At 34.2% G+C, this 23558-nt stretch carries 27 protein-coding genes; 6 read left to right on the top strand and 21 right to left on the bottom strand.

The window, feature by feature from the left end:
- Positions 1-29: 29 nt before the first annotated feature.
- The 6 genes from MHH69_RS01975 to MHH69_RS01950 all read right to left on the bottom strand — a co-directional run bounded on the left by MHH69_RS01975 (position 30) and on the right by MHH69_RS01950 (position 5387).
- Positions 30-1748, bottom strand: a complete 1719-nt coding sequence (locus MHH69_RS01975) for a methyl-accepting chemotaxis protein (RefSeq protein ID WP_341361617.1) — start codon at positions 1746-1748, stop codon at positions 30-32.
- 265 nt (positions 1749-2013) lie between these two features.
- Complete coding sequence (locus tag MHH69_RS01970; RefSeq protein WP_341361616.1) at positions 2014-2475, bottom strand: GNAT family N-acetyltransferase; 462 nt, start codon at positions 2473-2475, stop codon at positions 2014-2016.
- A gap of 148 nt (positions 2476-2623) precedes the next feature.
- On the bottom strand, positions 2624-3388 hold the full coding sequence (locus MHH69_RS01965; protein ID WP_122973021.1) for a GNAT family N-acetyltransferase: 765 nt from the start codon (positions 3386-3388) through the stop codon (positions 2624-2626).
- Positions 3389-3491: 103 nt separating this feature from the next.
- On the bottom strand, positions 3492-3854 hold the full coding sequence (locus tag MHH69_RS01960; RefSeq protein ID WP_341361615.1) for a YunG family protein: 363 nt from the start codon (positions 3852-3854) through the stop codon (positions 3492-3494).
- Between the two features lie 82 nt (positions 3855-3936).
- On the bottom strand, positions 3937-4101 hold the full coding sequence (locus MHH69_RS01955) for a DUF5320 domain-containing protein (RefSeq protein ID WP_158599721.1): 165 nt from the start codon (positions 4099-4101) through the stop codon (positions 3937-3939).
- Between the two features lie 305 nt (positions 4102-4406).
- Entirely contained in the window at positions 4407-5387 is a 981-nt protein-coding gene (locus tag MHH69_RS01950) for an ABC transporter substrate-binding protein (protein ID WP_341361614.1), read from the bottom strand.
- Positions 5388-5538: 151 nt separating this feature from the next.
- Here MHH69_RS01950 and MHH69_RS01945 point away from each other — a divergent pair, with 151 nt between their 5' ends.
- From MHH69_RS01945 to MHH69_RS01930, 4 genes are read left to right on the top strand one after another with little or no spacing between them, the layout of a single operon-like run.
- The gene (locus tag MHH69_RS01945) at positions 5539-6537 is read left to right on the top strand and encodes a FecCD family ABC transporter permease (protein WP_341361613.1); all 999 of its coding nucleotides are present in this window, start codon (positions 5539-5541) and stop codon (positions 6535-6537) included.
- A gap of 1 nt (position 6538) precedes the next feature.
- Entirely contained in the window at positions 6539-7594 is a 1056-nt protein-coding gene (locus tag MHH69_RS01940) for a FecCD family ABC transporter permease (protein WP_122973017.1), read from the top strand.
- Between the two features lie 15 nt (positions 7595-7609).
- On the top strand, positions 7610-8440 hold the full coding sequence (locus MHH69_RS01935; RefSeq protein ID WP_341361612.1) for an ABC transporter ATP-binding protein: 831 nt from the start codon (positions 7610-7612) through the stop codon (positions 8438-8440).
- Complete coding sequence (locus MHH69_RS01930; protein ID WP_341361611.1) at positions 8418-9185, top strand: IucA/IucC family C-terminal-domain containing protein; 768 nt, start codon at positions 8418-8420, stop codon at positions 9183-9185. The genes MHH69_RS01935 and MHH69_RS01930 overlap by 23 nt, the downstream gene beginning before the upstream one ends.
- A gap of 76 nt (positions 9186-9261) precedes the next feature.
- Here MHH69_RS01930 and MHH69_RS01925 read toward each other — a convergent pair whose 3' ends face one another.
- The 9 genes from MHH69_RS01925 to MHH69_RS01885 form a co-directional block, all read right to left on the bottom strand.
- Complete coding sequence (locus MHH69_RS01925; RefSeq protein ID WP_341361610.1) at positions 9262-9546, bottom strand: hypothetical protein; 285 nt, start codon at positions 9544-9546, stop codon at positions 9262-9264.
- Positions 9543-9842 carry a DUF2089 family protein gene (locus MHH69_RS01920; RefSeq protein WP_122973014.1) on the bottom strand — a complete coding sequence of 100 codons (300 nt, stop codon included), beginning with the start codon at positions 9840-9842 and terminating at the stop codon, positions 9543-9545. Before MHH69_RS01920 ends, MHH69_RS01925 begins: the two co-directional genes overlap by 4 nt.
- Before the next feature lie 132 nt (positions 9843-9974).
- The gene (locus MHH69_RS01915; RefSeq protein WP_122973013.1) at positions 9975-11009 is read right to left on the bottom strand and encodes a serine hydrolase domain-containing protein; all 1035 of its coding nucleotides are present in this window, start codon (positions 11007-11009) and stop codon (positions 9975-9977) included.
- A 34-nt stretch (positions 11010-11043) separates the two neighbouring features.
- The gene (locus tag MHH69_RS01910; RefSeq protein WP_122973012.1) at positions 11044-11421 is read right to left on the bottom strand and encodes a VOC family protein; all 378 of its coding nucleotides are present in this window, start codon (positions 11419-11421) and stop codon (positions 11044-11046) included.
- Between the two features lie 143 nt (positions 11422-11564).
- A complete protein-coding gene (locus MHH69_RS01905; RefSeq protein WP_341361609.1) occupies positions 11565-12533 on the bottom strand; it encodes a DUF3994 domain-containing protein in 969 nt (322 codons plus the stop codon).
- A gap of 824 nt (positions 12534-13357) precedes the next feature.
- Positions 13358-13537 (bottom strand): hypothetical protein, encoded by a 180-nt coding sequence (locus tag MHH69_RS01900; RefSeq protein ID WP_341361608.1) that lies wholly within the window; start codon positions 13535-13537, stop codon positions 13358-13360.
- 25 nt (positions 13538-13562) lie between these two features.
- Positions 13563-15038: a recombinase family protein gene (locus MHH69_RS01895; protein ID WP_341361607.1), complete on the bottom strand. Its 1476-nt coding sequence runs from the start codon at positions 15036-15038 to the stop codon at positions 13563-13565.
- On the bottom strand, positions 15035-15205 hold the full coding sequence (locus tag MHH69_RS01890) for a hypothetical protein (protein ID WP_162835916.1): 171 nt from the start codon (positions 15203-15205) through the stop codon (positions 15035-15037). Before MHH69_RS01890 ends, MHH69_RS01895 begins: the two co-directional genes overlap by 4 nt.
- A gap of 120 nt (positions 15206-15325) precedes the next feature.
- Positions 15326-15511, bottom strand: coding sequence for a hypothetical protein (locus MHH69_RS01885; protein ID WP_041845302.1), 186 nt, complete (start codon positions 15509-15511; stop codon positions 15326-15328).
- Between the two features lie 1032 nt (positions 15512-16543).
- On the opposite strand from MHH69_RS01885, the gene MHH69_RS01880 reads away from it, so the two are divergent.
- Together MHH69_RS01880 and MHH69_RS01875 are read left to right on the top strand one after the other, a co-directional pair.
- On the top strand, positions 16544-16990 hold the full coding sequence (locus MHH69_RS01880; RefSeq protein WP_341361606.1) for a hypothetical protein: 447 nt from the start codon (positions 16544-16546) through the stop codon (positions 16988-16990).
- 118 nt (positions 16991-17108) lie between these two features.
- Positions 17109-17594, top strand: a complete 486-nt coding sequence (locus MHH69_RS01875; protein ID WP_341361605.1) for an NUDIX hydrolase — start codon at positions 17109-17111, stop codon at positions 17592-17594.
- A gap of 129 nt (positions 17595-17723) precedes the next feature.
- Here MHH69_RS01875 and MHH69_RS01870 read toward each other — a convergent pair whose 3' ends face one another.
- The 6 genes from MHH69_RS01870 to MHH69_RS01845 all read right to left on the bottom strand — a co-directional run bounded on the left by MHH69_RS01870 (position 17724) and on the right by MHH69_RS01845 (position 23252).
- On the bottom strand, positions 17724-19346 hold the full coding sequence (locus tag MHH69_RS01870) for a recombinase family protein (protein WP_341361604.1): 1623 nt from the start codon (positions 19344-19346) through the stop codon (positions 17724-17726).
- Positions 19330-20754 (bottom strand): recombinase family protein, encoded by a 1425-nt coding sequence (locus MHH69_RS01865; protein WP_341361603.1) that lies wholly within the window; start codon positions 20752-20754, stop codon positions 19330-19332. The genes MHH69_RS01870 and MHH69_RS01865 overlap by 17 nt, the downstream gene beginning before the upstream one ends.
- Positions 20755-20760: 6 nt before the next feature.
- Positions 20761-20931 carry a hypothetical protein gene (locus MHH69_RS01860; protein ID WP_341361602.1) on the bottom strand — a complete coding sequence of 57 codons (171 nt, stop codon included), beginning with the start codon at positions 20929-20931 and terminating at the stop codon, positions 20761-20763.
- A 59-nt stretch (positions 20932-20990) separates the two neighbouring features.
- On the bottom strand, positions 20991-21125 hold the full coding sequence (locus MHH69_RS01855) for a hypothetical protein (RefSeq protein ID WP_268235420.1): 135 nt from the start codon (positions 21123-21125) through the stop codon (positions 20991-20993).
- Between the two features lie 160 nt (positions 21126-21285).
- Positions 21286-22497, bottom strand: a complete 1212-nt coding sequence (locus tag MHH69_RS01850; protein WP_341362940.1) for an ISL3 family transposase — start codon at positions 22495-22497, stop codon at positions 21286-21288.
- A gap of 362 nt (positions 22498-22859) precedes the next feature.
- Complete coding sequence (locus MHH69_RS01845; protein ID WP_341361601.1) at positions 22860-23252, bottom strand: hypothetical protein; 393 nt, start codon at positions 23250-23252, stop codon at positions 22860-22862.
- Positions 23253-23558: the final 306 nt, after the last annotated feature.

The raw sequence follows: 23558 nt of genomic DNA, 5'->3' as shown, positions 1-23558 counted from the left end.
TCGTTTAATAGGATGGTAAATAACCTTTTCTATTTATGAATTTTAAAGATTGAGACAGATTCATTTAATTTTTCAGCTAAGTTTGCTAATGACTGGGATGTTGCTGCTGTTTGTTCACTTGCTGCAGCGGCTTCTTCACTTGTCGCTGCAATACTCTCTACCGCTTGCATTACACTAGCTGATTGGGAAGATTGTTGAGCACTTGCTGATGCTATACTCTCAATCGCCTTCATAACATGGTTAGATTGTGTAGATTGTTGAACACTTGCAGAAGCAATTTCCATTGTCTTTTCGTTTGCTTTAGCCATCATCTCTGTAATTTCATTAAAGGCTTGTCCAGTACGTTTTGTTGATTTGACTCCCTCAACTACAGCATGCACACTTTGAGACGTGTTGTTTTGAATCCCTTTAATAATTGTGGTAATTTCCTTCGTCGCATCGCTAGACTGTTCTGCTAATTTACGAACTTCTTCAGCTACAACGGCAAACCCTTTTCCGTGCTCGCCTGCTCGAGCCGCTTCAATTGCTGCATTTAAGGCTAACAAGTTTGTTTGGCTTGCAATATCATCAATCACCTGAATAATATCGCCAATATGATTTGCCTCTTTTTCAAGCAATGTCATTTGATGGCTAATATCCTCCATGCCTATAATCGATGCTTCCACAACTTTTGTTCCATCGAACGCTACTTTCGATAAATGATCGCTTAAAGTAGCTGTTTCATTCGCATTATTCGCAACCAAATCAATCGCTTTATTCAATTCTCCGAACAATTCTTTTATTGTTTGAGCATCGTATGCTTGACTGTCAGCACCTTTAGCAATCTCTTTAAATAATTCGGTAATTTTTTGAGCATCATTTGCTTGAGTAGACGCACTGCTCGCTACTTCTTCCGTTGTAGCAGAAATTTCTTGTGCAGATGCTGATACATTTTCTGCAGATAAAAGAATTCCTTCAACTGTTGAACGTAAGCTGATGATCATACGATTAATCGAACGAGCTAAGTCGCCAACTTCATCTTTCGTATTGATAGAGATTGTTTTCGTCAAGTCCCCTTGTGAAACATCTGCAACTAAACCGGAGACATCTTTTAAAGGTTTCGAAATAAGTCTAGCTATAACAACGCCTAAACCAATTGCAAATAGAACTGAAAGAATTAGCACAATAATCGTAATGATGGTAGCAGAATTATACAGTTCTTTCGACTCCATATTTGTTGTATCAGCTAAATGAATATTCAAATCAATAAGATCTTTAAGATATCCTTGTACTTTATCTCCCGCTTCCGCAAATTCAGGTGCTTTTTCTAAATAACTTTCAACATCACCAGCATAAGCAAACTCTAACGCTGTATCATAAATGGATAAATAATCGTCGAATGCAGGATAAATTTCGTCAAGAATTGCCTGCTCTTCCGGGGTAATAATGGTATTACTGTACTTCTCTAACTTACTTTCTATTTCTTCAATAGCTTGAACACCTTGTTCATTGATTTCGTCTTTTCTCTCTTGCGTCGTTGATGTAAACATCATGTCACGAATAAGTACTCGCAGTCGTTGGAAATCTGTCTCTGCTCTACCTAAATCGCTAATCGGTATAACCCGCTCGTTATACATAAAACCTATTTTCTCATCCATGCTACTTAAATTGATCAAACTGTAAATTCCTACCGCACCTAAAACGACACTCATGATAATGAATGTACTAATCAATTTAGTAGCTGTTTTTAAGTCTTTAAACCACTTCAAAATGAACCCTCAACTTTCTTTTTCTATTTCTCTGATAACGATGACAGAGTTGTGAATGATAAGGAGTGGAAAGACTTAAAAATAGGTACTTTTTCTTATCTAAACCACTTCGTTCAACCTATTATAAACGTTGGATTCGATATAAAAAAGGACCTTTTTTAGGTATTATTTTAGGTATAAAATACTATAGACCTTGATTCTCTTCACAAACCTTCATGTATTTTTTAATTTTCTCCCTCTTCTTATTTCCAAAAGCAAACCTAACTTAATTTGGGAAGAACTCCATCGGCTCTTTGCAATGAACGTAACCATTTTTCTGATAAAAGTGAATGGCTTCATCACTTGGCCATACAATAACAAATTCATACTCATTTTCTTTCACCCAGTTATTTATTGACCTTAGCAAGTTACTTCCTACTCCCTTATTTCTATACTCGGGAATGGTATAAACATTTGTCATATACGCAAATGGACGGGTTACTCTACCTGGTCTTGGTACTTTTTGAATTACCTCTATGTATATATGGGATGCCACTTTTCCATTTTCCTCAGCAATCCAAATAAACCACCTATCCCTTTGAAGGGCAATTTCTAAAAATGCATGACATTCCTTTTCGAAATCCTCGAAAGACGCATTTTTCTTACTTTCATCGTGCTCAATCGTAAAATCCCATCTCATTTTAATTAGTTGATCAATGTCTTTTGTTTCTGCGAGTCTAATAATCATTACATTTCCTCCCCGTTTTGTAGAATTGTTACTCTACTAATCCTTTCAACAAAAAAGAGCATAAATCCTTTGATATATGCTCATCACAGTTTCGTTTTCCATAATAAATAAAATTCCATACAAATGTCCCAGTGTATATGAGATGAATTTAATCCATAAGCTCTTTTAACCGCTTCATTACCGAATGAATCGTCAATCGATGAAAGGAAATAAGAGTTCCCTTAAAGACAACGGAAAAAATACCATATGGCGTTGGGGATAACTCCATTAACTCACCTCTATTTTTCAAATCAATTACGTTTACATCCAATCCTAGTTCATTTGCAGCGGTAATTAGATTTTCTGTTGCTACTTCTACATATGGACATTGAAAAGAACGGAGTATTGTAAGGTCTTGAAATCGTTGTATGCGATTCTCCCAATTAGTAGGAAAGGTAGGTAAAGAAGTGTTATTTTCAAACCGATAGACGAGCAACTCAAATTGATAAGGTGCTGTATCTACCAACTTAAAGTTGTTTTTCAAAAAAATCTCTTTACTTGGTGTCCAAGAAGTTTCCGAGTTTGTTACAACTATGACACCTTTTTTCAAACGACTCTTTGCATCTTGAATGCATTTGTTAATAAGTTTAGCCCCGTGACCTTTACCTGTTTCACTTACCCAAAGACAATGAATAACTAAATAATCATCAGCGTGAACGACTCGAGAAGAAAATTCTGCATCCGTATATTCAATAAACCCTACTTGTTTATTGTTTTTTAGTAATTGAATATACTTCAAACCTTCTTCAAATCGTTTGTTTAGCCATTTATTTTTATTTATGTATCCTTGTGATTTTTTCTTACTTCTAAGACAATAGCTTCCTATACCTTCTAGCATTTCAGTATTGACCTCAATCATTTGAATATTAGCCATTTAATCTCCCTCCTCTTTATAACTATTTCTTCTAACTGTTTCATTTTTCCTTTCATTACAAGAGAACAAAAAATGCCTTGCTGTTTCAAGCAAAGCACCTAGGTTATGATTCATTCTTTAAGTTCATGAATACTGTTTGTTTTAAATAGCTGTACTGTGATTCGTTCGTATCAGCATAGGCTTCCTCTCGGTTCGAGAGAACATCCGTATAAACGATGTCTTCTTCAAATTGTGAAGCTGTAAAATCAAAACGTTCCCCGCTAATTACATTATAAAAGTGCCATCCATCTGGTAGTTTCGTCTTTCTGATTTCCCCGCCTAAAATGTCGTGTACAACTAATGCCGTTACTCCACATTGGCCCTTTGCAGGATTATCCGCGCTCCATTTTGAACTAGATTGTAAAGACCACGATTTTCGCAATGACTTCTTGATGCGTTCTATTTGGTCGATTATATGACTTTCCATGAAAAAAGCTCCTTTTACTTTTCGCATTTATAAAAACGAATTCTGCTCCATTCTAGCGGAATAATACTTTTTATTTCTCAATCTATTTTTGCTTTTCCTCTAACTCTTTTATTTGTTTTTTTATATTTTTCAATTCCGTCTTTAAAGCCTTCACTTGTTTTGAACTATCAACGCCCATTTGAACTCCGAAGGTTACAAAGAGAAACAAAAGGGCTAATCCAATAAAAGTAATAACATATACTTCCATTACTTGTCACTCCTCTTTGTATAGTGATACCCTTATTACGAAAAGGAAAACTCAGCGATGAAAGCTCTATTCATTCCATTACCTTTCCAATAGTAACCGTCCCCGACTAAGTAAATCGCTAATAATGATAGGACGATATTGAATGAATAGTAGTTCCTAGATGAATTCAAAATTTTTAATAAATATATGTTTTACTTGTACTAGATTTTACCTTTGCATGAAAAATCTTTGTTAAGGCTAACTTGAGTAAAACAAAAAAGTATTTAGAACGAACTTGTTCTAAATACCTTACTTGATTTTAAGGCTTATTTGCCTTCAAGGAAAAATTTTTCGATATCGTCTAACATTAAGTTAGCAGCCTTGACGCCTCCAGCTGTATTCCAAATTTCATCACTTACTTTATGAATGTTCCCTTCTTTAACGGCACTTAAGTTTTTAAATAATGGATCATTCACCCATTCTTCTTCTAGTTTAGAAGCTTCACCATCACCTGTTTCATAAGAGAAGTAGAAAATCATATCTCCATCCATTGCAGGTATACGTTCTTTTGTTACATTTTTTTCCGCAAAATCATCCACATTTTGTGATTCTGGACGGGCAAATCCTAATTGATCTAATATCACACCAGAGAATGTATCTTTATGATAGATTCGAACATCTCCTGCCATAAAGCGTACAATCGATATTTCTTTTTGTAATTGGTCACCTAATTTGCTTTTTAAATCTGCAATACGGTTATCAAAATCGCCAATTACTTTTTTCCCTTCTTCTTCTTTGTTCACAGCTTTAGCGTAAAGCTCAAAGTTTTTCTTCCAATCTCCACGAAGATCTTCAGCAAATACTGTTGGGGCAATCGATTTTAACTGTTCATAAATTTTCTCATGACGCATTTTGTTCCCGATAATTAAATCTGGCTTTAATGATGCAATCGTTTCTAAGCTTGGTTCACCTTCCGTACCAACACTCGTGACCCCTTCCATATCCGCTTTAATATGGTCATACCAAGGATCGCCAGTCCAAGACTCTACAGCTCCTACTGGTTTCACGCCTAAAGCTAATAAAGCCTCTGTTCCTTCATTTGTTAAAATAACCACACGTTCAGGTGTTTTCTTTATTTCCGTTGACTCCATTGCGTGTTCAACTGTATAACTTTCTGTACTTGATGCTTTATCAGATGTACTCTCTTCCTTCGAAGTTTCTGCCTTGTTTCCGCACCCACTTAGTACGACAACAAATAGTAAAGCAGTAAAAAATAAAAGTTTACTATGCTTAAAAAAGTTTATCATTTTTCTATCCCCTTTTGAGAATGATTTTCATTTACATTCTGAATCATATTGGATAAAATAATCTCTGTCAATATGTAATTGAAAATGATAATCACTATTATTTTTTCGACCATTTCTCAAATTATAAATAGATACATAGGGAGAAAACGATATGCAACTTCATAGCAAAAATGGAAAAGTAGCTGGATTAGTATTAGGAGTTATTTTACTTCTAATCGTAAATTTTCTAAGCCTAGTTCTTGGCTATACGGATTTAACGTTCCATACAGTAATCGATGCCTTTAGCCATTTTGACGGCTCCAATGAACATATCATTATTCAAGATGTTCGACTACCGAGGGCTTTAATTGGGACAGTTGTAGGGGCAAGTTTGGCGATAGCTGGGGCTTTATTGCAAGCCTTAACTAGAAACCCTCTAGCTTCTCCAGACATTTTAGGATTTAACGCGGGTGCGAGCTTTTTTATTGTCGTTGCACTCATGTTATTTTCTATCTCTTCTTTACAAGCAACAACTTGGATTGCTTTTTTAGGCGCAATGATTGCAGGGCTCTTAGTGTACTTTTTAGGCTCCGTTGGTCGGGAAGGCATGACACCTATTAAAATGACCCTTTCCGGGGCCGCCATTGCAGCGCTTTTTGGTTCGTTAACTCAAGGACTACTTGTTATGGATGAATCGGCTTTGGATCAAATGTTATTTTGGATGTCTGGCTCTGTTCAAGGGAGAGAACTAGCCATTTTACTATCCGTACTCCCCTATATCATCATTGGGGTCGTAATCGCTTTAGTGATAGCTTCGAAGATAAATATTTTAACGATGGGCGATGATGTAGCGAAAGGATTAGGACAACGGACAGGATTTGTAAAGTTAGTAACGGGGCTAGCGATTATTTTACTTGCTGGTGGTTCTGTTGCGATTGCTGGTCCCATCGGATTTATCGGTATTGTCGTACCACATATTGTAAGAACGGTTGTAGGAATTGATTATCGTTGGATGATCCCTTACTGCGCAATCGTCGGAGGAATTTTCCTTGTGATAGCGGATATCGGTGCACGATATGTACTGATGCCGGAAGAAGTACCCGTTGGTATTATGACGGCACTCGTCGGTATACCATTCTTTATTTACATTGCAAGAAAAGGTGGAAAGTAACATGAAAAAATATACTTCAGTAAGAGCTTTTCGGGAGAAATTCTCTTTTTTAGTGGATCATAAAGCATTTAAATATAATGTCTCTTTCCTTCTTTTTCTTTGCTTTCTTTTCCTTTTAAGCGCTGGTATGGGAGAGCAATATTTTTCTCCTTGGAAAGTATTCAATATACTTCTAGGGAATAGTGATAGTTTTGAATCGATGGTCGTTGAATCTTTTCGAATGCCAAGAATTTTAATATCCATTTTGGTTGGGATTAGTCTGGCAGTAGCCGGAGCCATTTTACAATCCATTCTTCGAAATCCATTAGCATCACCGGATGTAACGGGCATTACCGGTGGAGCATCAGTCGCGGTCGTGTTATTTTTAGCACTTTTTAGTAACGATAGTAATGTTTTAACGGTAAGTATCCATTGGATGCCCCTTGCCGCCTTTATAGGAGCAACGATTATTGCCTTTCTCCTTTATATCCTTGCATGGAAAAACGGCCTATCCCCTTTCCGTTTAGTACTAATCGGAATTGGTTTATGGGCATTAACAAAAGCGTTAACGAATTTATTTATGATTTTAGGTCCGATTGTTCAGGCAAGTCAGGCGAATGTCTGGATAACCGGCTCCGTTTATGGATCGAATTGGAACAATGTTCAAATTTTAGCGCCCATCACCATTGTCTTATTAATCATTACGTTTATGATGACGAGACATTTAAATATTCAAGAACTTGGAGAAGACATCGCTTTAGGTCTTGGGACAAAAATTGAAAGACAGCGTTTAGGGCTGTTATTACTAAGTACAGCTCTAATTGGAAGTGCTGTGGCCTTTGCAGGAGGTATTGGGTTTGTCGGTTTAATGGCACCCCATATTGCTCGAAAATTAGTCGGTTCATCCTTTGGCAATCTTTTGCCTCTTTCCGCCATAATAGGAGCTATTTTAGTGTTACTTGCTGATACGATTGGTAGAACGCTCTTTTTACCGATTGAAGTTCCCGCTGGCGTATTTACCGCTACGATAGGGGCGCCTTATTTTATCTATCTTTTATATAGACACCGAAATGCTTAAAAAGGAGTAACGATCATGCATGTATTAGAAACGAAAGATTTAACGGTAACTTACGGGGAACAGATTATATTAGACCAATTAAACATTACGATTCCAAATGGTGAAATTACCGTTCTGATTGGAAGTAATGGTTGCGGGAAGTCTACCCTTCTTCGCTCAATGGCTAGATTACTAAAGCCTCAAAGTGGCGCTATTTTGTTAGATGGAGAAGCGATGATGAAGCTGCCTACAAAGGAAGTAGCGAAAAAGTTAGCGATGCTACCCCAAGGACCTGTATCTCCAGAAGGGTTAACGGTCTTACAATTAGTGAAACAAGGACGCTATCCATATCAAAAATGGTACCAACAATGGTCATCAAAGGATGAAGAAATTGTCCGTCATGCCCTACATTCTACAGGGATGACAGAGCTTTCCGATCGTTTAGTGGATTCTTTATCTGGTGGACAAAGACAAAGAGCTTGGATTGCTATGACCCTTGCCCAAGATACAAATACAATTTTATTAGATGAACCGACAACGTATCTCGATTTAACTCATCAAATTGAAGTTTTAGATCTTCTTTTTGAACTGAACGAAAAAGAAAAACGAACGATTGTCATGGTATTACACGACTTAAATTTAGCTTGTCGCTATGCCCATAACATCATTGCGGTAAAAGATAAAGCGGTATTTGCCCAAGGGAAGCCGGAAGAAATCGTAGATCGGGAATTAGTGAAAAGTGTATTTCATTTAGATTGTGAAGTAGTGGCAGATCCTATATTTGGTACCCCTATGTGTGTCCCATATGGGAAAGGTCGACATATGAATGGGGTGAAAAACTCTATTGAACACGTTCTCTCCCGATGAATTAAAAATACTTGAGGAAAAATTTCGTTTCACTTCCTTAACGAATTCGTCCCCTTTATCGATTCAAATAAGTGATTTATTAGATGAAGCACAAATTCATCTTTATTTAACGGCAATCAAAGAAAAAACAAAGGCTGCTAACCTTGGTGTCGCTGCATCCCTTTTTGTAAAACGATATAGTTTTGCAATCCTAGCCGCGCTATATTCAATGAGCGTGTTAAATAAACGAATCAACTTTTCCTTTCAAAACGTTTCCATTCAAACGTTAGATGAATCGGATCCGTTATGGCTGCCTTCAATCAAATTTAACAATATAAAGTTAAGTCCGGCACCACAGGACAGGGAGAATTGGAGAAATGAAATTTTAACGGGCATATTTGCGAACCATATCGAAGTTTTATTTAACCAACTTCATCAGACAACAAAACTATCAAAAATCATCATGTGGGAAAACATATATATATACATTGTTTGGATGTATAAAAACTTGTTAGATGACCATCAATATTCGGCTAGGTATCTCGATATGAAAGAGGATTTTGAATGGATTGCTGCTCGTGGGAAAGGGATTTTATTCGGCAGCTATAAAGATAATCCATTTCTAAAGTTTAAAAGTACGGATGAGGCTCTAAGCAACCTAGAGGGCCCTGCTCAAGATAGAAAAACTTGCTGTTTATCTTATTTAACAGAAAACAAAGGGCACTTTTGCAAAACTTGCCCAATTCGGCTGAAACGAAAATCGTAGTTACTTTTCTTTTTAAAGGCTCAAAATAATAAAATAAGCCCTAGATTATTTTGGTCTAGGGCTTATTTCACTGTAGTTAAATTTCACGAGCTTTCATTTTTTCTAATTCTTTTTGCGTTTTATTGGCAACAATTTTTCTTCCACTAATCCAATATCCAATTAAAAATGCTTCCCCTACAATAATCAGTAAAATGAGTTTCAGAATAGACCAGTCAACCATTCCAGTTGTTTGGATATATAATAAAAATACGAAATAGGCAATCGGTATAATAGAACCTAAATACCTCTCGTTCCTAGTCGATAAAAAATGTTGAACAGCAAATACGAGTACAATGATGCCTAGTCGATACCAGTCATTCATTTGTTTTGTACCTCCTTTTTATATTTCTCAATGATTAATTTTGCATCTTCTAAACTAATCCGATCATCGATGGATAGTTTTTTAATAAAACGAATGAATTCTTCATTTTCCGTACTTTCATTAACTTTAATTTTTTCAATCAATTTATCCAGGCGAATTCTCACCGTCGGATAAGAAACTTCGTAGTATCTTGCAATATCTTTTAAAGAACCTGAATTTAATATGAAATTTTTAATAAATTCAACGTCTTCTTTCTCTAAAGATAATAACCAACTTGGAATATCGTGCTTATCCATCACACCACCCCTTCATCATTATTTAATTTTATTTAAACATTATTTTTAATAAAATTCAAGTTTAGTTTAATATTATTAAAGTTTTAACAAATAAAGGCGTTTATCCTCCTTGAACAAACGCCTATTTATTGCTTATTTAATTAATCTTTGTGCAACTATTTCCTCTTCAATTGCCTTCATCATGGCAAAAGCACCTTCAGATTTGTTCGAGCAAATGACAGTTTGGATGGAGAATGAAGGATAAAAGGCAGAGTGAAAACTTACTCCCGGATCGTATCCCATTATGTGATACTTGAACATTTCATTTCCCTTTTTTTGAATCCAAACACCATAACCGTAATAACTATTTTCATTTACTTGAATGTGAGGTGTAAGTAGTTTACGAGTGTATTCATCCCTTAATAATTGATGATCCATCAGGGCATGCCAGAAATTTGACATATCCTTTACGCTCACAAAGGCCCCTCCATCGGACCCCCCTTTGACTGGTAATGAATAGATATTCGTCTTCCAAGTACCATCTGGAAAATCAATATACCCAAGAGCCGTTTTTTCTGGTAGTGAATCCATTTCAAAATAACCAGCGCCTTTCATATTCGCTCTTTTGAATATATTCTCCTTTACATATTCAGAGAATGGACGCTGGCTTACTTGTTCTACAATAAGCCCCAGTAAGATATATCCTGCGTTGTTATAGTGGAACTTTTCCCCTACTCCCGATTTCATCGATTCATTTTGAAATAGCGGTAAGAAATTTTCCAAATTCCTTATTAAGTACATCGGATTTTTAATCCATAACTCTTCAAAATCTTCCATTACTTCCTCATCAAAATAGTCGGGTATTCCAGCCGTATGGGTTAATAAATGATGAACCGTAATATCTTGATCGAAGTGAATAAAAGAATACTTTAAACATTCCTGCAGCTTCGTTTCAAAGGAAAGTTTTCCTGCCTCCACTAGTTGACAAATCGCGACCGCAGTAAACAGTTTACAGCCCGATGCAATCCCGAATCGAGTATCTGGTTTGTTTTCAATTTGTTCAGAACGACTGGCAAATCCGTAACTTTCCATTGCTAAAATTTCTTCTTCTTTTTTTACTAGAACTGTTCCGGAAAAATGACCGTCTTCCTGAACTTGGTTTAAACGGTTAATGATTGTTGTCATCAAATCTTGGCCTTCCTTCTGTAATGTAGTAACTTCCTTATTGGCAAACACCTAAAGGATTATGATCTGGATCATAGAAAGTAAAAAATTTCGTCGTTCCTTCCCCACCCATTTCATTTACTTTGACGTTCTTTTCAACTAAATATGTGTACATTTCTTCGATATCTTGGGGAATGAAGTTGTAGTATTTTCCTACACCAAATTGATTTTCTGGAAACTTCATTGGCTTGTGGTTAGCAGTTTTAACTAGACAAACAACAGTAGGTGAATGTTCGCTAATCTTCATCACCGCCGCCTCTTCTTCGAGATACACAAGCTCAAAACCTAATATCTCTTTATACCATGCCGCTGAAAATTTCGGATCCTTAACGGGAATAAAAACCCCTTCCATTCCTTTTAAAAGTGATTTCACCATCTATCACCACTCCTTACATTAAGTGATTAAATATAACATTCGGTAAATAATAGATTTGTCCTTTATTGGTTTCGTTTAAATTAGACAAAAAAGACGTTCATCCATTTTGGATAAACGTCTAACTGTCATTTATTTGGATTTATTTATTCTTTTTCCTCTTTTTGCTTTTCAAAACTAAATTCCGCTAACGTCTGGGCATCCATCATGCGAAGAATACCATCTTTAAAATAGGTTAAAACCATTTCCTGTTTGGCTCTGTTACCTGCGGATACACTTTTTCCATCCTTATATACTTCATTGTTTTCGATGAGTAATTGATGTGTTCTGAAATCATATTCCCTTGTTCCTAACATTACATTATCTTTACTAGGATATAGTCCTCTACCATATCCTTCATAAGAACCATCAGCATTTAATACAATGGCTACAGACTTGTCGTCATATAACCATTTCCCAATTAATTCTTTCCCATCCTTTGATACATTTAGTGTTACACTATCATGGTCAATACCAGCTAAACTATCCAATTCATCTAAATCTTCGGTTGTAATTGTTCCATCCCCAACCGCTTCTGGATCTAAATCGTTTAGCATCGTTAAACCTTTCATTAAGAAATCATTCATTTCTTCATATTTATCAAGTACGCTACTTACATCTACTTCGTTTACAAGTAATCCTTCTTTTAACTTTTCTAAATACACTAAATAACTATTCGTAGCATCCACAAAGTATTGATGAGTTTCTTTATATTTTTCAGGCACTGTTGCAGTTTGAATTTCCTTTGAAATTTTCATATTCTCAATCGCTGCATTACCCATTTTTAACATTGGATCTTCTATAGTAGAACTATTATTAAACACATCAAGTATCACTTCTTGATTTTTTTTCAAAGTATCGATTTTTCCTGTTATATACTCATTGTATTCACTTTCTTGAAGAGTGACTGGCTCTACTTGAATTTCCTTATTTAACTGTTCTTTTAAATCATTTATTTTTTGCTCTGAATCTTGTGCCTCTGCCGCTTCATTGACACCTTCCTTAACGCCTTCTACAAATTGACTACAACCTGTTAATAAAAACGCCAAACTCGTTAATGCTAAAAATTTTTTCATATTAATTACCCTTCTTTTCAGTTGCTTTAATGCAATAATATTTGTTGGAATTGTATATTATTAACAGTATCTTTATTTATCAAATTAGACCATAAGACTATTTTCATATTTTACTTTTATTCAATTTGAACTACTTTAAATTAAACGAATCTACTCTATAAAAAAATGAGATGACTAGAACTAGTCGAAATCTAAAATAAAAATTTGGTAGTAATCATTTTTTTAGCCACAAAAAACCACCATTTTTTCTACCCGAGAAAATGGTGGTTTGGATTTTGCCCTAGTCTCATTCTTTAATTATTTAATCTCTTATCCTTAGACGAAAACCCAAATAAAAGGAAAATATATGGAAAGGCTAATAAAATTAAATGGAAATATCCGAAATTCCCAAATATCACCGTTTCATTTGCAGCATTGTATTCCAATTCATCTAAATAAACGCCTAATCCATAACTATACCAAATGACGTAAGCATATAAAATTGCAGAAATTCCATATAAGAATTTTCTAAAAGATTTACTTTACTAGATATTAGTAGAATTATGAATAGAATAGGATACAAAATTAATAGGGCTAAAACTAAGTAAAAGATGGAAATTGGTTCAAAATAATGAACATCCATTAGAAAACCTCCTGCATTTGTTATTTAGGATTACAAGCAGCCTTGTAAGTTTCTGCTAAAGATACATCTGGCCGATTTGATGTTAAAGTTCGGCATTTCTAACTCTAAATTTCTTAAAAACTGGCCATTACTCTAGGAAATTTTGAATTTTATTAACTAAAAAATAGCATCGTCTTATTTTTAGAGAACACCTCCCACTCTACTATTCCTTCCAATCAGCCGGGATATCCACTAACACATACTCACTAGTCCACTTTTGCGTTGTTACAATCAGCTTTTCACCTTGTTTTTCAAAGAAAAGTCCACTTCCATCTTTGTCTGTTAAGGTCCATCCACGTTGAGTGCGTTTCGCAGATAGTTTTAAAATGAAAAAATGAGGCAAGATAAGGTTTCTCTCTTGCCTCTATTCAATTTTTGGTGTGGGTAAACCGGTAATGAATTATTGGTGTACCGTCCTCTTTTACCTCGATTCGATTAATCAGTCGATGGAGAATATCCTCGGTTAATTCATCGAAATTTAGGAATTGAAGTAATTCCTTTTTGAGCTTTTCAATTGTTTCGATTACATCCTCGCTTTCCATCAATGAAAGAAGTTCATTTTTCTGTTCCATTAATTCAGTTAAATCCTTGTTCGTTGCTTCAATACTCTCTTGATATTCTTCATGTGTGATAATTCCGTCAGCTAACAGGTTGATGAATTTCCTTTTTCTATTTTTTAAAACATCCATCTGTTTGTTAATCTTATTGATTTTCTTTTGAGAATCCGATTTTGTACTTTTCGATTTTCTCTCCATCTTCTTTATATATTTCTCTTTATCAACTTGTTGAATTAAGGTTTGGATGTCATTTAGGATCGTTTCTTTTAGAAAATCCTCTTTTATCGTGTGGGCGGTACAAGCCTTTTTGCCATGACGGGCATAATTTCCACAGATGTAGCCCCGACGATTACTTCTATACCACATTCCCGTACCACAGTCAGCACAATAGAGAATGTTGGTAAAAAGATGTAATTTGGGTGCTGTAATATATTTTCTTCTCTGCTCTAATTGATTTTGGACAGCATCAAACGTTTCCCTAGATATAATTGGCTCATGTGCATTTTTGATAATAAACTGTTTTTCTTTAGGAACGTTTTTTCTTCTTTTACTTGTTACACTTACTGTCGTTGTTCTTCCTTGAACAAGATCCCCAACGTAATGGGGATTTGTCAAGATGCATCTAATGGTAGAATCATGCCACTTATCTCCTGCGTTTGCTTTTCCAGCTATTTGAGCAGGAGTAGGAATTCCCTCGTTATATAGCCGTCTTGCAATACTTTGTCGTCCGTTTCCTTCCAAATATTCTTTAAAAATTCGTCTAACAATCTTTGGTGTTTCATCATTTCGGATATACAGTTTTCCATCTCTTACTTCATAACCATATGGAGGATTCGAACCTTTAAAAAGTCCATTTTTTGCACGAGTTTTTAATGTCTCTTTCACACGATTACTCGTGTTTTGAGATTCTTGTTCATACATCCATGCATAAAGGCCAAACATATGGGTGTTACCTGTTAATGTATTGATTGCATTATCTAATGTAATGATGTGAATCCCTTGGTTTTCGCATAAGTTTTTGATTTTATAGGATAATTCTCCGTTTCGGGCAAGGCGTGATAACTCTTTGGCAAGAATGATATCGAACTCCTTATTCTGAGCATCTTCAATAAGTTTTTGAAGTTCTTCTCTTTTTGCCGTCGTCCCGCTTTCAACGTCAATATAAAATTTGTAAATATCCCAACCTTTTTCCGCTATATAATTATAAAACAGTTCTTGCTGATATTTTAAGGAATCTTTTTGTTCTTCTTTATCGGTAGAAACACGAACATATACTGCACATCTCATTTTGAATCATACTCCTTCTCGTCTTTTTGAGATGTAGCAGTGTTTACCTTACTAGCATTATTGACGAGTTCTTCAATTTTATGATCAATAATTGAATTTATAACATCCATGAAGGTGAGCGAAGTATCTGCAAAAATTCGCTCAACGGTGTTTTCTGATCTATTCATGATTTATCGCTCTCCCTTTTATAATTTTTCAATATAAAAAAAATCCGCAGAATAACATAACCAACAATGTGAATGGTTACGTAACCTCTGCGGTTCTCGCTTTTTATTGGGTTACACTATTTATTTGACTTTGTACAAATATTCTTCAATGCGATGTTTATAGGTATTTCCCTTTCCATTGTAACTATTTCTTCTATACTCAAATAAGAAATTAGTTAGCTGTGAATGTTCTTCTGTTGAAAGTTTTGATGGATGATTCACTCTTATATAGAGAAATCCCTTTAGATTTCCTTGGTTGTTAATCATTTTTCTTCTCCTTTTCTTTATCCATAGAAATTTTTAACTAATCATTAGCATATGGTCATATAGCCTCTGCGGATTTCACCTTTTATAGTGTGATCGAATATTTTATTAACTGCGTGCTTGTTTTGAATGTTTATAACGAATTTAATTCTCCGACTTCACATCTATGTTTGCTTTTTTTTATTTCTATCTATATGACTTTAACTTGTTGTTCGAATATATGCTGCACTTTGGATAGCAAATTCATCTCCTTAGTTATTTGTATTTTTCGTTTTGCATAAAGCATTGTATCTTCGTTTTTTCATATTTGAAGAGGAAAAAGGAATTTTTTTAAAAAATTTTTTAGTTGATTTTTTGATTAACCGATTTGTTCTGAAACATTCTACTTACAAGTTGAAGATATTTTAATAGGATTTAGGTGTTTTTTATGAAAAGTTGTAAATTATTATTTAGAGACTTAAATAGCTCCTGTTAGGGACTTGTAATAATTATGTGAAACAGATAGACATTCTTGTAATATGGTAAAATGGAACTAATGATGTCAACGGAAGATATATTTATACAAAATTGATAGTGATAAGGAAGTAGAAGCTAAAAAGGATGCAGCGATTGAATGGTGTAAGTATGCAACAAAACATGAAATGCAAAATGGCGGTAAAGAATGGGTTTACTTATTAATACCACATAATGATGTGAATGAAAATATGACAATTGCCGGATTAGAAGCAAGATATTCAAGAAAATGAAAGCACTCTCTAATTCGGTAAAGTGAGCAGTTCCTTAATTATTGTTTCGGTAAAGTACTCATCGAAGTATCCTTCGATGCTTGCTTTACCGAATGTTATTATCAAGAATCCCTTGATATCAAAGGGTTTAACCAGTTCTTGAATTTTACTCAATAAGCTAACCGGTGAATTACTCGGTAAAGTAAGCAGTGATAAGATAAATTATTCGGTAAAGTAAGCAGATATTTTTTTGTATTGGAGGGATATGAAAGTGAGAGATCCGAAGAGGATTCCAAGGATTTTAACTCTGTTGTTCAAAATATGGGAGCAGCAACCGGATTTGCGATTTAATCAGTTAGTTCAAAATCTACAAGCTTTATATTCCCAGCAAAATAATAACTTTGGTAAAAGAAATTTCTATGAAAAGGATGGGGAGATTACTTACCAGAATTATTATATAGATTTATTTTACTTGGAGGATGACCAGTGGGAACAATTTTTAAGAGATTATTGGTCAGAAATCGAAGCAGAGTTGCAAGAGAGAGAAAAGCAAATTACTCCTGAAGTAATAGAAGAAGTTGTGCAACTATTTATTGAAGCAGGGATGATTGAAACAGAAGTATCAGATTCTTTAAAAGAAAGAATTCGGTTATTTTTGAAAAAGGAAAGCAAATGGTTAACCATTGACGCTCTGTTAATCGCAATTAAAACACTTCCCTTAACTGAACGAAAGGAACTCATTGAAAAATTAAAATAATATAAATGAATGATCAGTATTAGGACTTATATTTATATTTCTTGCAAGGTATTGCTTAATGTCCTAAAGGGACAGGATAGATGAACAAAGAAAGTCGTCATTAGGAGGTAATTTCAATATGTCTAACAACAAATATCACAGGGCCTTTGGAGTTTACGGCATTTATGTAGAAGATGGGAAACTCTTAGTAATAAATAAGAATGCTGGTCCATATATAAATCGTTTTGACTTACCCGGTGGAAGTTTAGAAGAAGGTGAAACTTTATCAGAAGCAATGAAAAGAGAATTCCTTGAAGAAACAGGTCTTGAAATTGAAATTGAGGAAAACCTTGGGGTTATAGATTTTAAACTACCTTGGTTATGGAAAGAGTTTACGGATGTTCATCATATTGCGGTTTATTATTCAGTTAGAAAAATTGGTGGAAACATAAAAATACCTGAGCAATTTAAGGGACAAGACTCATTGGGAGCCGTCTGGGTGTCTGAAAAAGATGTTTCTTTGGATAATGCTTCACCATTAGTTTTAAAAGCTTTTGAATGGTTAAAGACAAAGGATTTAGGTATAGATGCTGATATATATAAAGATTGGAAAGTCTTAAAATAAATATTTTGTTAATAAGCTAACGGGGCTTTGCTTAACTTGTGTATATATTGGCTTGCTTTCTATACGAAAAGCATCTGCCATAAGTCATTTTAAGAAAATAACAGTTGTCCAAGTAAATTGAACAACTGTTTACGCACTCTCGATGCCTATCTGCTTCATTAAGTCTTCGATTTCCACATATGGTGTGAGCCGGTAATCGATTCTTATATGGTTATCTTTCGAAAAGTTAATTCCTATCTTTTCGATTGCCAAAAGAAATATAGCGCGTTTTTCTTCATTTGTATAATTATGAATATCTTGTTTGAATCGACCAATTAATTCGGCTTGCATTATATCTTCTGACAAAAGATCAATCTGTTCTCTTGTTGTGTTGTATTCTTGTATTTCGTTTGTAGTAGATAATATTTGCATTTCAAAGATTTCTTTTAACTCCAGATAGTACTCATTATTTTTATCTAGTGTGGATAAAAGATATTTTAGTTTTCCAAGGTTTTCGTTCAAGTCATTGATTTTTTGTTCCAGCCCTTTTTTCCATCGATTTAAGATTTTATCCGTTTGCTTTTCATAATTTTTCAATTCCCTGCCCCATCTTAATGAAAAATCAGCAAATATACTTTCATGAATTTTTTCAGATGATATTTTCTTTTTACACGAAGGGCAGCAGTAATACATATATTTTTTCTTGGACTTAGCTGGAGTTGAATTTCTCGTTACCAGTTTTTCTTTACATTCATGGCAATAAATTAAATCACGCAATATAAACGGACTATCCATGTGATCCTTATTTTGTTTATAATTTCTAAAGAATTGGGTGACATTCCACAAGTTAGCACCAACTAAAGGTTCATGATGATTTTTGAATAGAAAAATGTCTTCCTCTGGTTTCTTTTTACTATTATCAAAACTGGTACGGGTAAACCAAGCTAGGTCACCGATATACCAACGATTGTTTAAAATATATCGTACGGTTGAATCACTCCAGCCTTTTGCATCAATACTTGGCGGTGGAATTTCCGCTTCATTTAATAAATTTGCGATTTTTCGATCACTATAACCGTAACTGTATAAATAAAAGATAAGAATGACAATGGTTTTATTTTCATTGGTTTCAATCGTATTGTCCTTTGTTGTTAGAGAATAACCATAGGGATTTCTAGAACCGGGACGTTCGGGTTTCGATGAATTTACTACAGACGTATGGTAATCAGATGCTCTCCGAGACTTCTCTACCGATTCTTCATGAGCAAATGACAATCTTGCTTGAACATAAGGATTGTTTTCGTTCCATTCACCTTCTATCTTCGTTGAGTATACTTTAAAATTTGGTCGAACTTCTTTAATTGGTCCGAGTACATATAATACAAAGTCTTCAATTAGCCTTGTAATTCTTGATTCTTCATAGAAAATGACAGCTTTCACATTTTTATTATTTAAAATGAATTGCTTCATATTTTGCATTTGAACCCTTTTTTGTGCAGGAATATGATAGGCGGATTTTGCTTCTTCAATAAAAGATGCGACAACTTGAAATCCTTCTCTTTTTGCTCTAGCAACAATTTCGGATTCTTGGATATGCAAAGAATGGCCGAATGTTTGTCCATCATCAGACCAGCGAATATACGATGTTGCTAAAGGAATAGAATCTTTAAAAATATTAAAAGGTAAATTTACCTGTTGAAGATTCGGTCTAGGTGTTTCTGTCAATAAGTAAATCCCATTTATTAAGTAAGTGTATTTATGCATAAAGTGCATATGGCTCACCAACTTTCAAAAATTCTCCAAAGGGAACATGATAAATAAATGTATCCGAGCCGATTTCTACTTTTTCAAGGAATAGATGGCATAAATAGTATAAATTGTAGTTTTGAATTTCCAATTCTAAGTTCTGCTTAATGGTTCTAACATGATCATTTACCGAATTTCGTGCTTCAGCAATTTTTGCTAATTCAATATGGAGATGATTGATTTTACTTTTTATATTCATTGACTCAATAATGAGTGAATCGATGTTCTTTTTTGCCGCATATTTTTCTACTATAGTAGAATGAATTGAGCTTAACTTTCGATTTAAGTTAATGATCTCATGATTGTAATCCTTTTCGATTCTAGATAAATGGGAAAATACAAAGCTTTTAATTGTTTCAACTGGGATATGTTTTATAATGATTGAAAGTTTAGATTGAATGTTCTCATTCAATTGTTCCACCGTAATTCTGATTTCCTCATGTTTTCTTTTACAGATATAGTAACTGCTTTCTCCCAGTTTTGAAGTTTTAAAAGTCATGTCTTTTTTGCAAAATATACATTGTGGAGTAATGTATCCTCTGTCCTTTGCATTGGTTATGGCTTGAAATACTTCATCTTTCAATTTTTTTAGCACTTCTTGAATTTTTAGATGTTCTTCTAGTGAGATAATCGGTTCTACATGATGGAGAACTTCAAAACCGTACGAAGTCTTCATATGTGCCGAATAAAAAGGATTTTCTAGATATTTTAATAAATCCTCGTACCTTTTGTTTTTTAATATCTTTTTGTATTTCATTATAATATTGAACAAATCATCTGCTTCATTGGTTTCAGCCACTTCATAGAAAAAAGATTTTAAGTCATTAACCACTTCTGGATTCGGGATATACTTAACATCTTTTCTTTTTCCAATCCGTTTATATCCAAATATAGAAGAAGGAAATTGTTTCATTGTATCCTTTCTTCTACCGGAAATATTCTGGCCCTCGACTTGTGCAAAAATCCCATATAACGATTCAATTGAAAGTTTAGGAGAAAACGGCGGTTGTTTCGTTGATGTAAAAATCACCTTGATTCCGTATTTATAAAACTCTTTAACTATTGCTACGTATTCATAAAAATTTCGCGCTAAACGATCACGACTGTAAACAATGACTGTTTTTACTTTTTTCTGCTGAATAAGTAATCGTAACTTTTGTAAATCTGGCCGATCCTCAATGGCTAATTTATTGGCTGAAACATTATCATCTTTTAACCAAATCACTTTATCTAAATCAATCCGATTATTATGAATATAAGATTCAGCAAGTAGAATCTGCTTTTGAATGTCTTGTTGGGCTGTACTTACCCTACTATAAACCGCAATAAAATCTTCATAGTATTTATTGGGTTCATAATATTGGTGTGATTCCATGAGAGTCTACTCCTTTTCTACAATTTTATTACTTTCTTCAAGAAGGAAACCCTTCATTTTTGGTTGTAATTCAAGCTGATCGATTAAAACTTTTTCAATTAGCCGTTTCATAAAATAATAAGATGCCTCTTGTAAATCTTCATTAAATGAAACTTTTACTATATCTTTTCGAGACATAAATACACCTCCCGTCAAAGCCTTTATTAAAAGGATTGACGGGAGGGAAAGGTTTTAAACTATTTATGTTGTTTATCCAAATCTAAATCCATTTGCAATTGATATTCGTAATTTGTTTGTTTCGGTGATTCAATGAACACTTTTGTCTTAATGGGAACCCCTAACTCTTTCAGCAGATCGAGCAGGTTTGACATTGTAATCTTGAACCTCCTTTCCATAGAACAAGATAAATCGTTCAATGACGGTTTTAGAGATTCCAACCTTTTCACAGCTATCTAAAATCTTTTTGAAAAATTGCTTTTGGCTTTCTTGTTGGTTCTAAGTCAAATGTTGGGGTGAGCATTTAGCTCACTCCTAATTTATGCGAACATCTATATTTTTATATTGATGGTGTAATAACACCTTTAATCTGAATCGATCAAATCGTTTAAACCCAAACGCATTTCTTTTAATAACCTTCGTTTGGTTATTAATGCCTTCGACATAACCATTATTCAAGTTATAGGCAAAGCTATTCATAATCTCCTTCTGCCAATTTTGAAAGGTTTCTATTGCCTTTTTAAATTCAACTAATCCGGAAGACTTTACTAAATCATAATAGCTATATAATCTTTCTTTTACTTCTTTTAAATTATTCGGTGCTAATTGTTTAGCTATTTCAAACCATAATCGATAAGCCTCTTTCAATTCATAAGCCTTTTTTAATTCAGGTGACTTTTCTAAAAAGTAATTTAAATACCATAATTGCTTTTCGGTTAAATCCTCATAGTGCTTATAAAAGACATGACGCATTCTTTTACATTTCTTACGTTGGTAATCGTCAAAGGCTTTCTGTTCCTTCCTTCTCACTTTTTCTAAAGCCCAGTATATATAACGACAAAAATGAAATCGGTCAGCTACGACAACAGGGCGTCCTAATGCTTGATCAACAGCTGCTTTGAAAGAATGACTCATATCCATAACGACAACGTTTACGTTATCTCCATGTTTTCTTAAATAAGCTACCAGCGTTTCTTTTTTACGATCTTTTAAAATATCTAATGGTCTCCTATTAATAGGGTCAGCAATGACCGTTTGATACTTTTCACCACCTGCATCCCCTTTATATTCATCTATTGCGATGACTTCTGGTAACTGTTTAGTCTCCGTTAACATAGAAGAACTAATTTTATCAAAATGGCGCATTACGGTTGTCGGTGAAGTGTCAAAACGATCAGCCACATCCTTAAAATTTTTACCATGGATGATTTCAATCGCCAACGCCTGTTTGTACTCTATGGACTGTCTTTGATACCACTCTACTAAGGAATTATCTTCGTAAAATCGTTTCCTACAATCTTTGACTTCACAAACATACCGACGTTTTCGATAGAATAGGAATGTTCTTCTACTAAAAATACTATTATGTTTGATCTTCTGAATTCGATAATCATGTACGCGTTCGGTTAATTGACCACAACACGGACAACGATGAGCTTTCCTCTCCAACTCCAAATGAAGTTCATAGTAACCGTCTTTTTCCAATGATTTCGTAATGATAAACTCTTCTAATCCTGGTAAAGTCATGTTAAAATTCAATTACACGCATCTCCCTTTTGTTTTGTTTATTGGTCTAAACAAAGTCTAACAAAATTAGGAGATTGCGTGTTTATTTTTTCTGAATTTTATCTGTACCCCAACAAATATTTTAGAGCCTTCTTGTTTACTTATAGAATATCCCTCCAATAAAAAACGCGGCACATGATACTATCACTGAAAGATAGCATCATATAACCGCGGTTTTCGCTTATTATGGTTACTTTTGAACAAATCGGTTAATCAGAAATCATTATAGCTTCAGAATTAAGGATTTTAAGAGGGAATTAAAAAATTACTTATTCCTATTCCCTATTCTCTATGAAATCCTTAAAAGAGTTGACTCTGACTTTTTACAATAACCATTTATCAGGAGAAAGCAAATCTTTTTGAAATTTATCAGGAATAATAGAATTTATATCTTCAAAAGTAAAATCATTAAGGCTAATCATTCTTTCCAAAATAATTCGAAGTTCATTTTTACGGTAATCTGTCAAAATGGAATTAAATACTGTTTCGACATCAATAGCTCCGTATTGTTTAAAATAATCGGTAATTAATTTAAAATAATCATCATCTATTGTGGGATATAATGCTTTTATCGTTTCTGGTTGATGTCCGCGACTTAATAGATTATGGATGACTCTCCAACTTTCTATAACCTCTATGATTGTTGCGAATTTCCAATATAAATGTTCGGGTAATGGTATTTTATTATGTGAAAGTTTTCTTTCTGATCCTTCCATCTCGTTTACCTCCCTCTATAAACTTTAATTTTCTTCAAAATTCTCGCGTTTTCTTTAAATTTCGCTAACACATAATAGCTTCTTCACCTCAAATGAGTGGATATTACTTGTATTTATTCAATATATTTACATGGTAAGGTGCATCCTATAATACAGATTTACAATATCTGTAATATCATGTATGACCGTGCAAGAAGTCTCCACACTTCTCATGGTCGCTCACCCTCCCATGTATCACTGGATTTTAAGATCCACACATTCCTTCGTCCTGCGTATCCATGAGGTGGAGGTTGGATATGCTCCTTT

The sequence above is a fragment of the Ureibacillus sp. FSL E2-3493 genome (genome assembly GCF_038077515.1).
GTDB classification, from domain to species: domain Bacteria; phylum Bacillota; class Bacilli; order Bacillales_A; family Planococcaceae; genus Ureibacillus; species Ureibacillus halotolerans.
Note: the sequence above shows the minus strand (reverse complement) of the source record. Positions and strands in the feature narration are given on the sequence as shown.

Bases quoted from the DNA above. Each gene is read 5' to 3' on its own strand.
- MHH69_RS01970 (WP_341361616.1), bottom strand. From the start codon at position 2,475: ATGATTATTAGACTCGCAGAAACAAAAGACATTGATCAACTAATTAAA.
- MHH69_RS01965 (WP_122973021.1), bottom strand. From the start codon at position 3,388: ATGGCTAATATTCAAATGATTGAGGTCAATACTGAAATGCTAGAAGGT.
- MHH69_RS01960 (WP_341361615.1), bottom strand. From the start codon at position 3,854: ATGGAAAGTCATATAATCGACCAAATAGAACGCATCAAGAAGTCATTG.
- MHH69_RS01955 (WP_158599721.1), bottom strand. From the start codon at position 4,101: ATGGAAGTATATGTTATTACTTTTATTGGATTAGCCCTTTTGTTTCTC.
- MHH69_RS01950 (WP_341361614.1), bottom strand. From the start codon at position 5,387: ATGATAAACTTTTTTAAGCATAGTAAACTTTTATTTTTTACTGCTTTA.
- MHH69_RS01945 (WP_341361613.1), top strand. From the start codon at position 5,539: ATGCAACTTCATAGCAAAAATGGAAAAGTAGCTGGATTAGTATTAGGA.
- MHH69_RS01940 (WP_122973017.1), top strand. From the start codon at position 6,539: ATGAAAAAATATACTTCAGTAAGAGCTTTTCGGGAGAAATTCTCTTTT.
- MHH69_RS01935 (WP_341361612.1), top strand. From the start codon at position 7,610: ATGCATGTATTAGAAACGAAAGATTTAACGGTAACTTACGGGGAACAG.
- MHH69_RS01925 (WP_341361610.1), bottom strand. From the start codon at position 9,546: ATGAATGACTGGTATCGACTAGGCATCATTGTACTCGTATTTGCTGTT.
- MHH69_RS01920 (WP_122973014.1), bottom strand. From the start codon at position 9,842: ATGGATAAGCACGATATTCCAAGTTGGTTATTATCTTTAGAGAAAGAA.
- MHH69_RS01910 (WP_122973012.1), bottom strand. From the start codon at position 11,421: ATGGTGAAATCACTTTTAAAAGGAATGGAAGGGGTTTTTATTCCCGTT.
- MHH69_RS01905 (WP_341361609.1), bottom strand. From the start codon at position 12,533: ATGAAAAAATTTTTAGCATTAACGAGTTTGGCGTTTTTATTAACAGGT.
- MHH69_RS01895 (WP_341361607.1), bottom strand. From the start codon at position 15,038: ATGAGATGTGCAGTATATGTTCGTGTTTCTACCGATAAAGAAGAACAA.
- MHH69_RS01890 (WP_162835916.1), bottom strand. From the start codon at position 15,205: ATGAATAGATCAGAAAACACCGTTGAGCGAATTTTTGCAGATACTTCG.
- MHH69_RS01885 (WP_041845302.1), bottom strand. From the start codon at position 15,511: ATGATTAACAACCAAGGAAATCTAAAGGGATTTCTCTATATAAGAGTG.
- MHH69_RS01875 (WP_341361605.1), top strand. From the start codon at position 17,109: ATGTCTAACAACAAATATCACAGGGCCTTTGGAGTTTACGGCATTTAT.
- MHH69_RS01870 (WP_341361604.1), bottom strand. From the start codon at position 19,346: ATGCACTTTATGCATAAATACACTTACTTAATAAATGGGATTTACTTA.
- MHH69_RS01865 (WP_341361603.1), bottom strand. From the start codon at position 20,754: ATGGAATCACACCAATATTATGAACCCAATAAATACTATGAAGATTTT.
- MHH69_RS01860 (WP_341361602.1), bottom strand. From the start codon at position 20,931: ATGTCTCGAAAAGATATAGTAAAAGTTTCATTTAATGAAGATTTACAA.
- MHH69_RS01855 (WP_268235420.1), bottom strand. From the start codon at position 21,125: ATGTCAAACCTGCTCGATCTGCTGAAAGAGTTAGGGGTTCCCATTAAG.
- MHH69_RS01850 (WP_341362940.1), bottom strand. From the start codon at position 22,497: ATGACTTTACCAGGATTAGAAGAGTTTATCATTACGAAATCATTGGAA.
- MHH69_RS01845 (WP_341361601.1), bottom strand. From the start codon at position 23,252: ATGGAAGGATCAGAAAGAAAACTTTCACATAATAAAATACCATTACCC.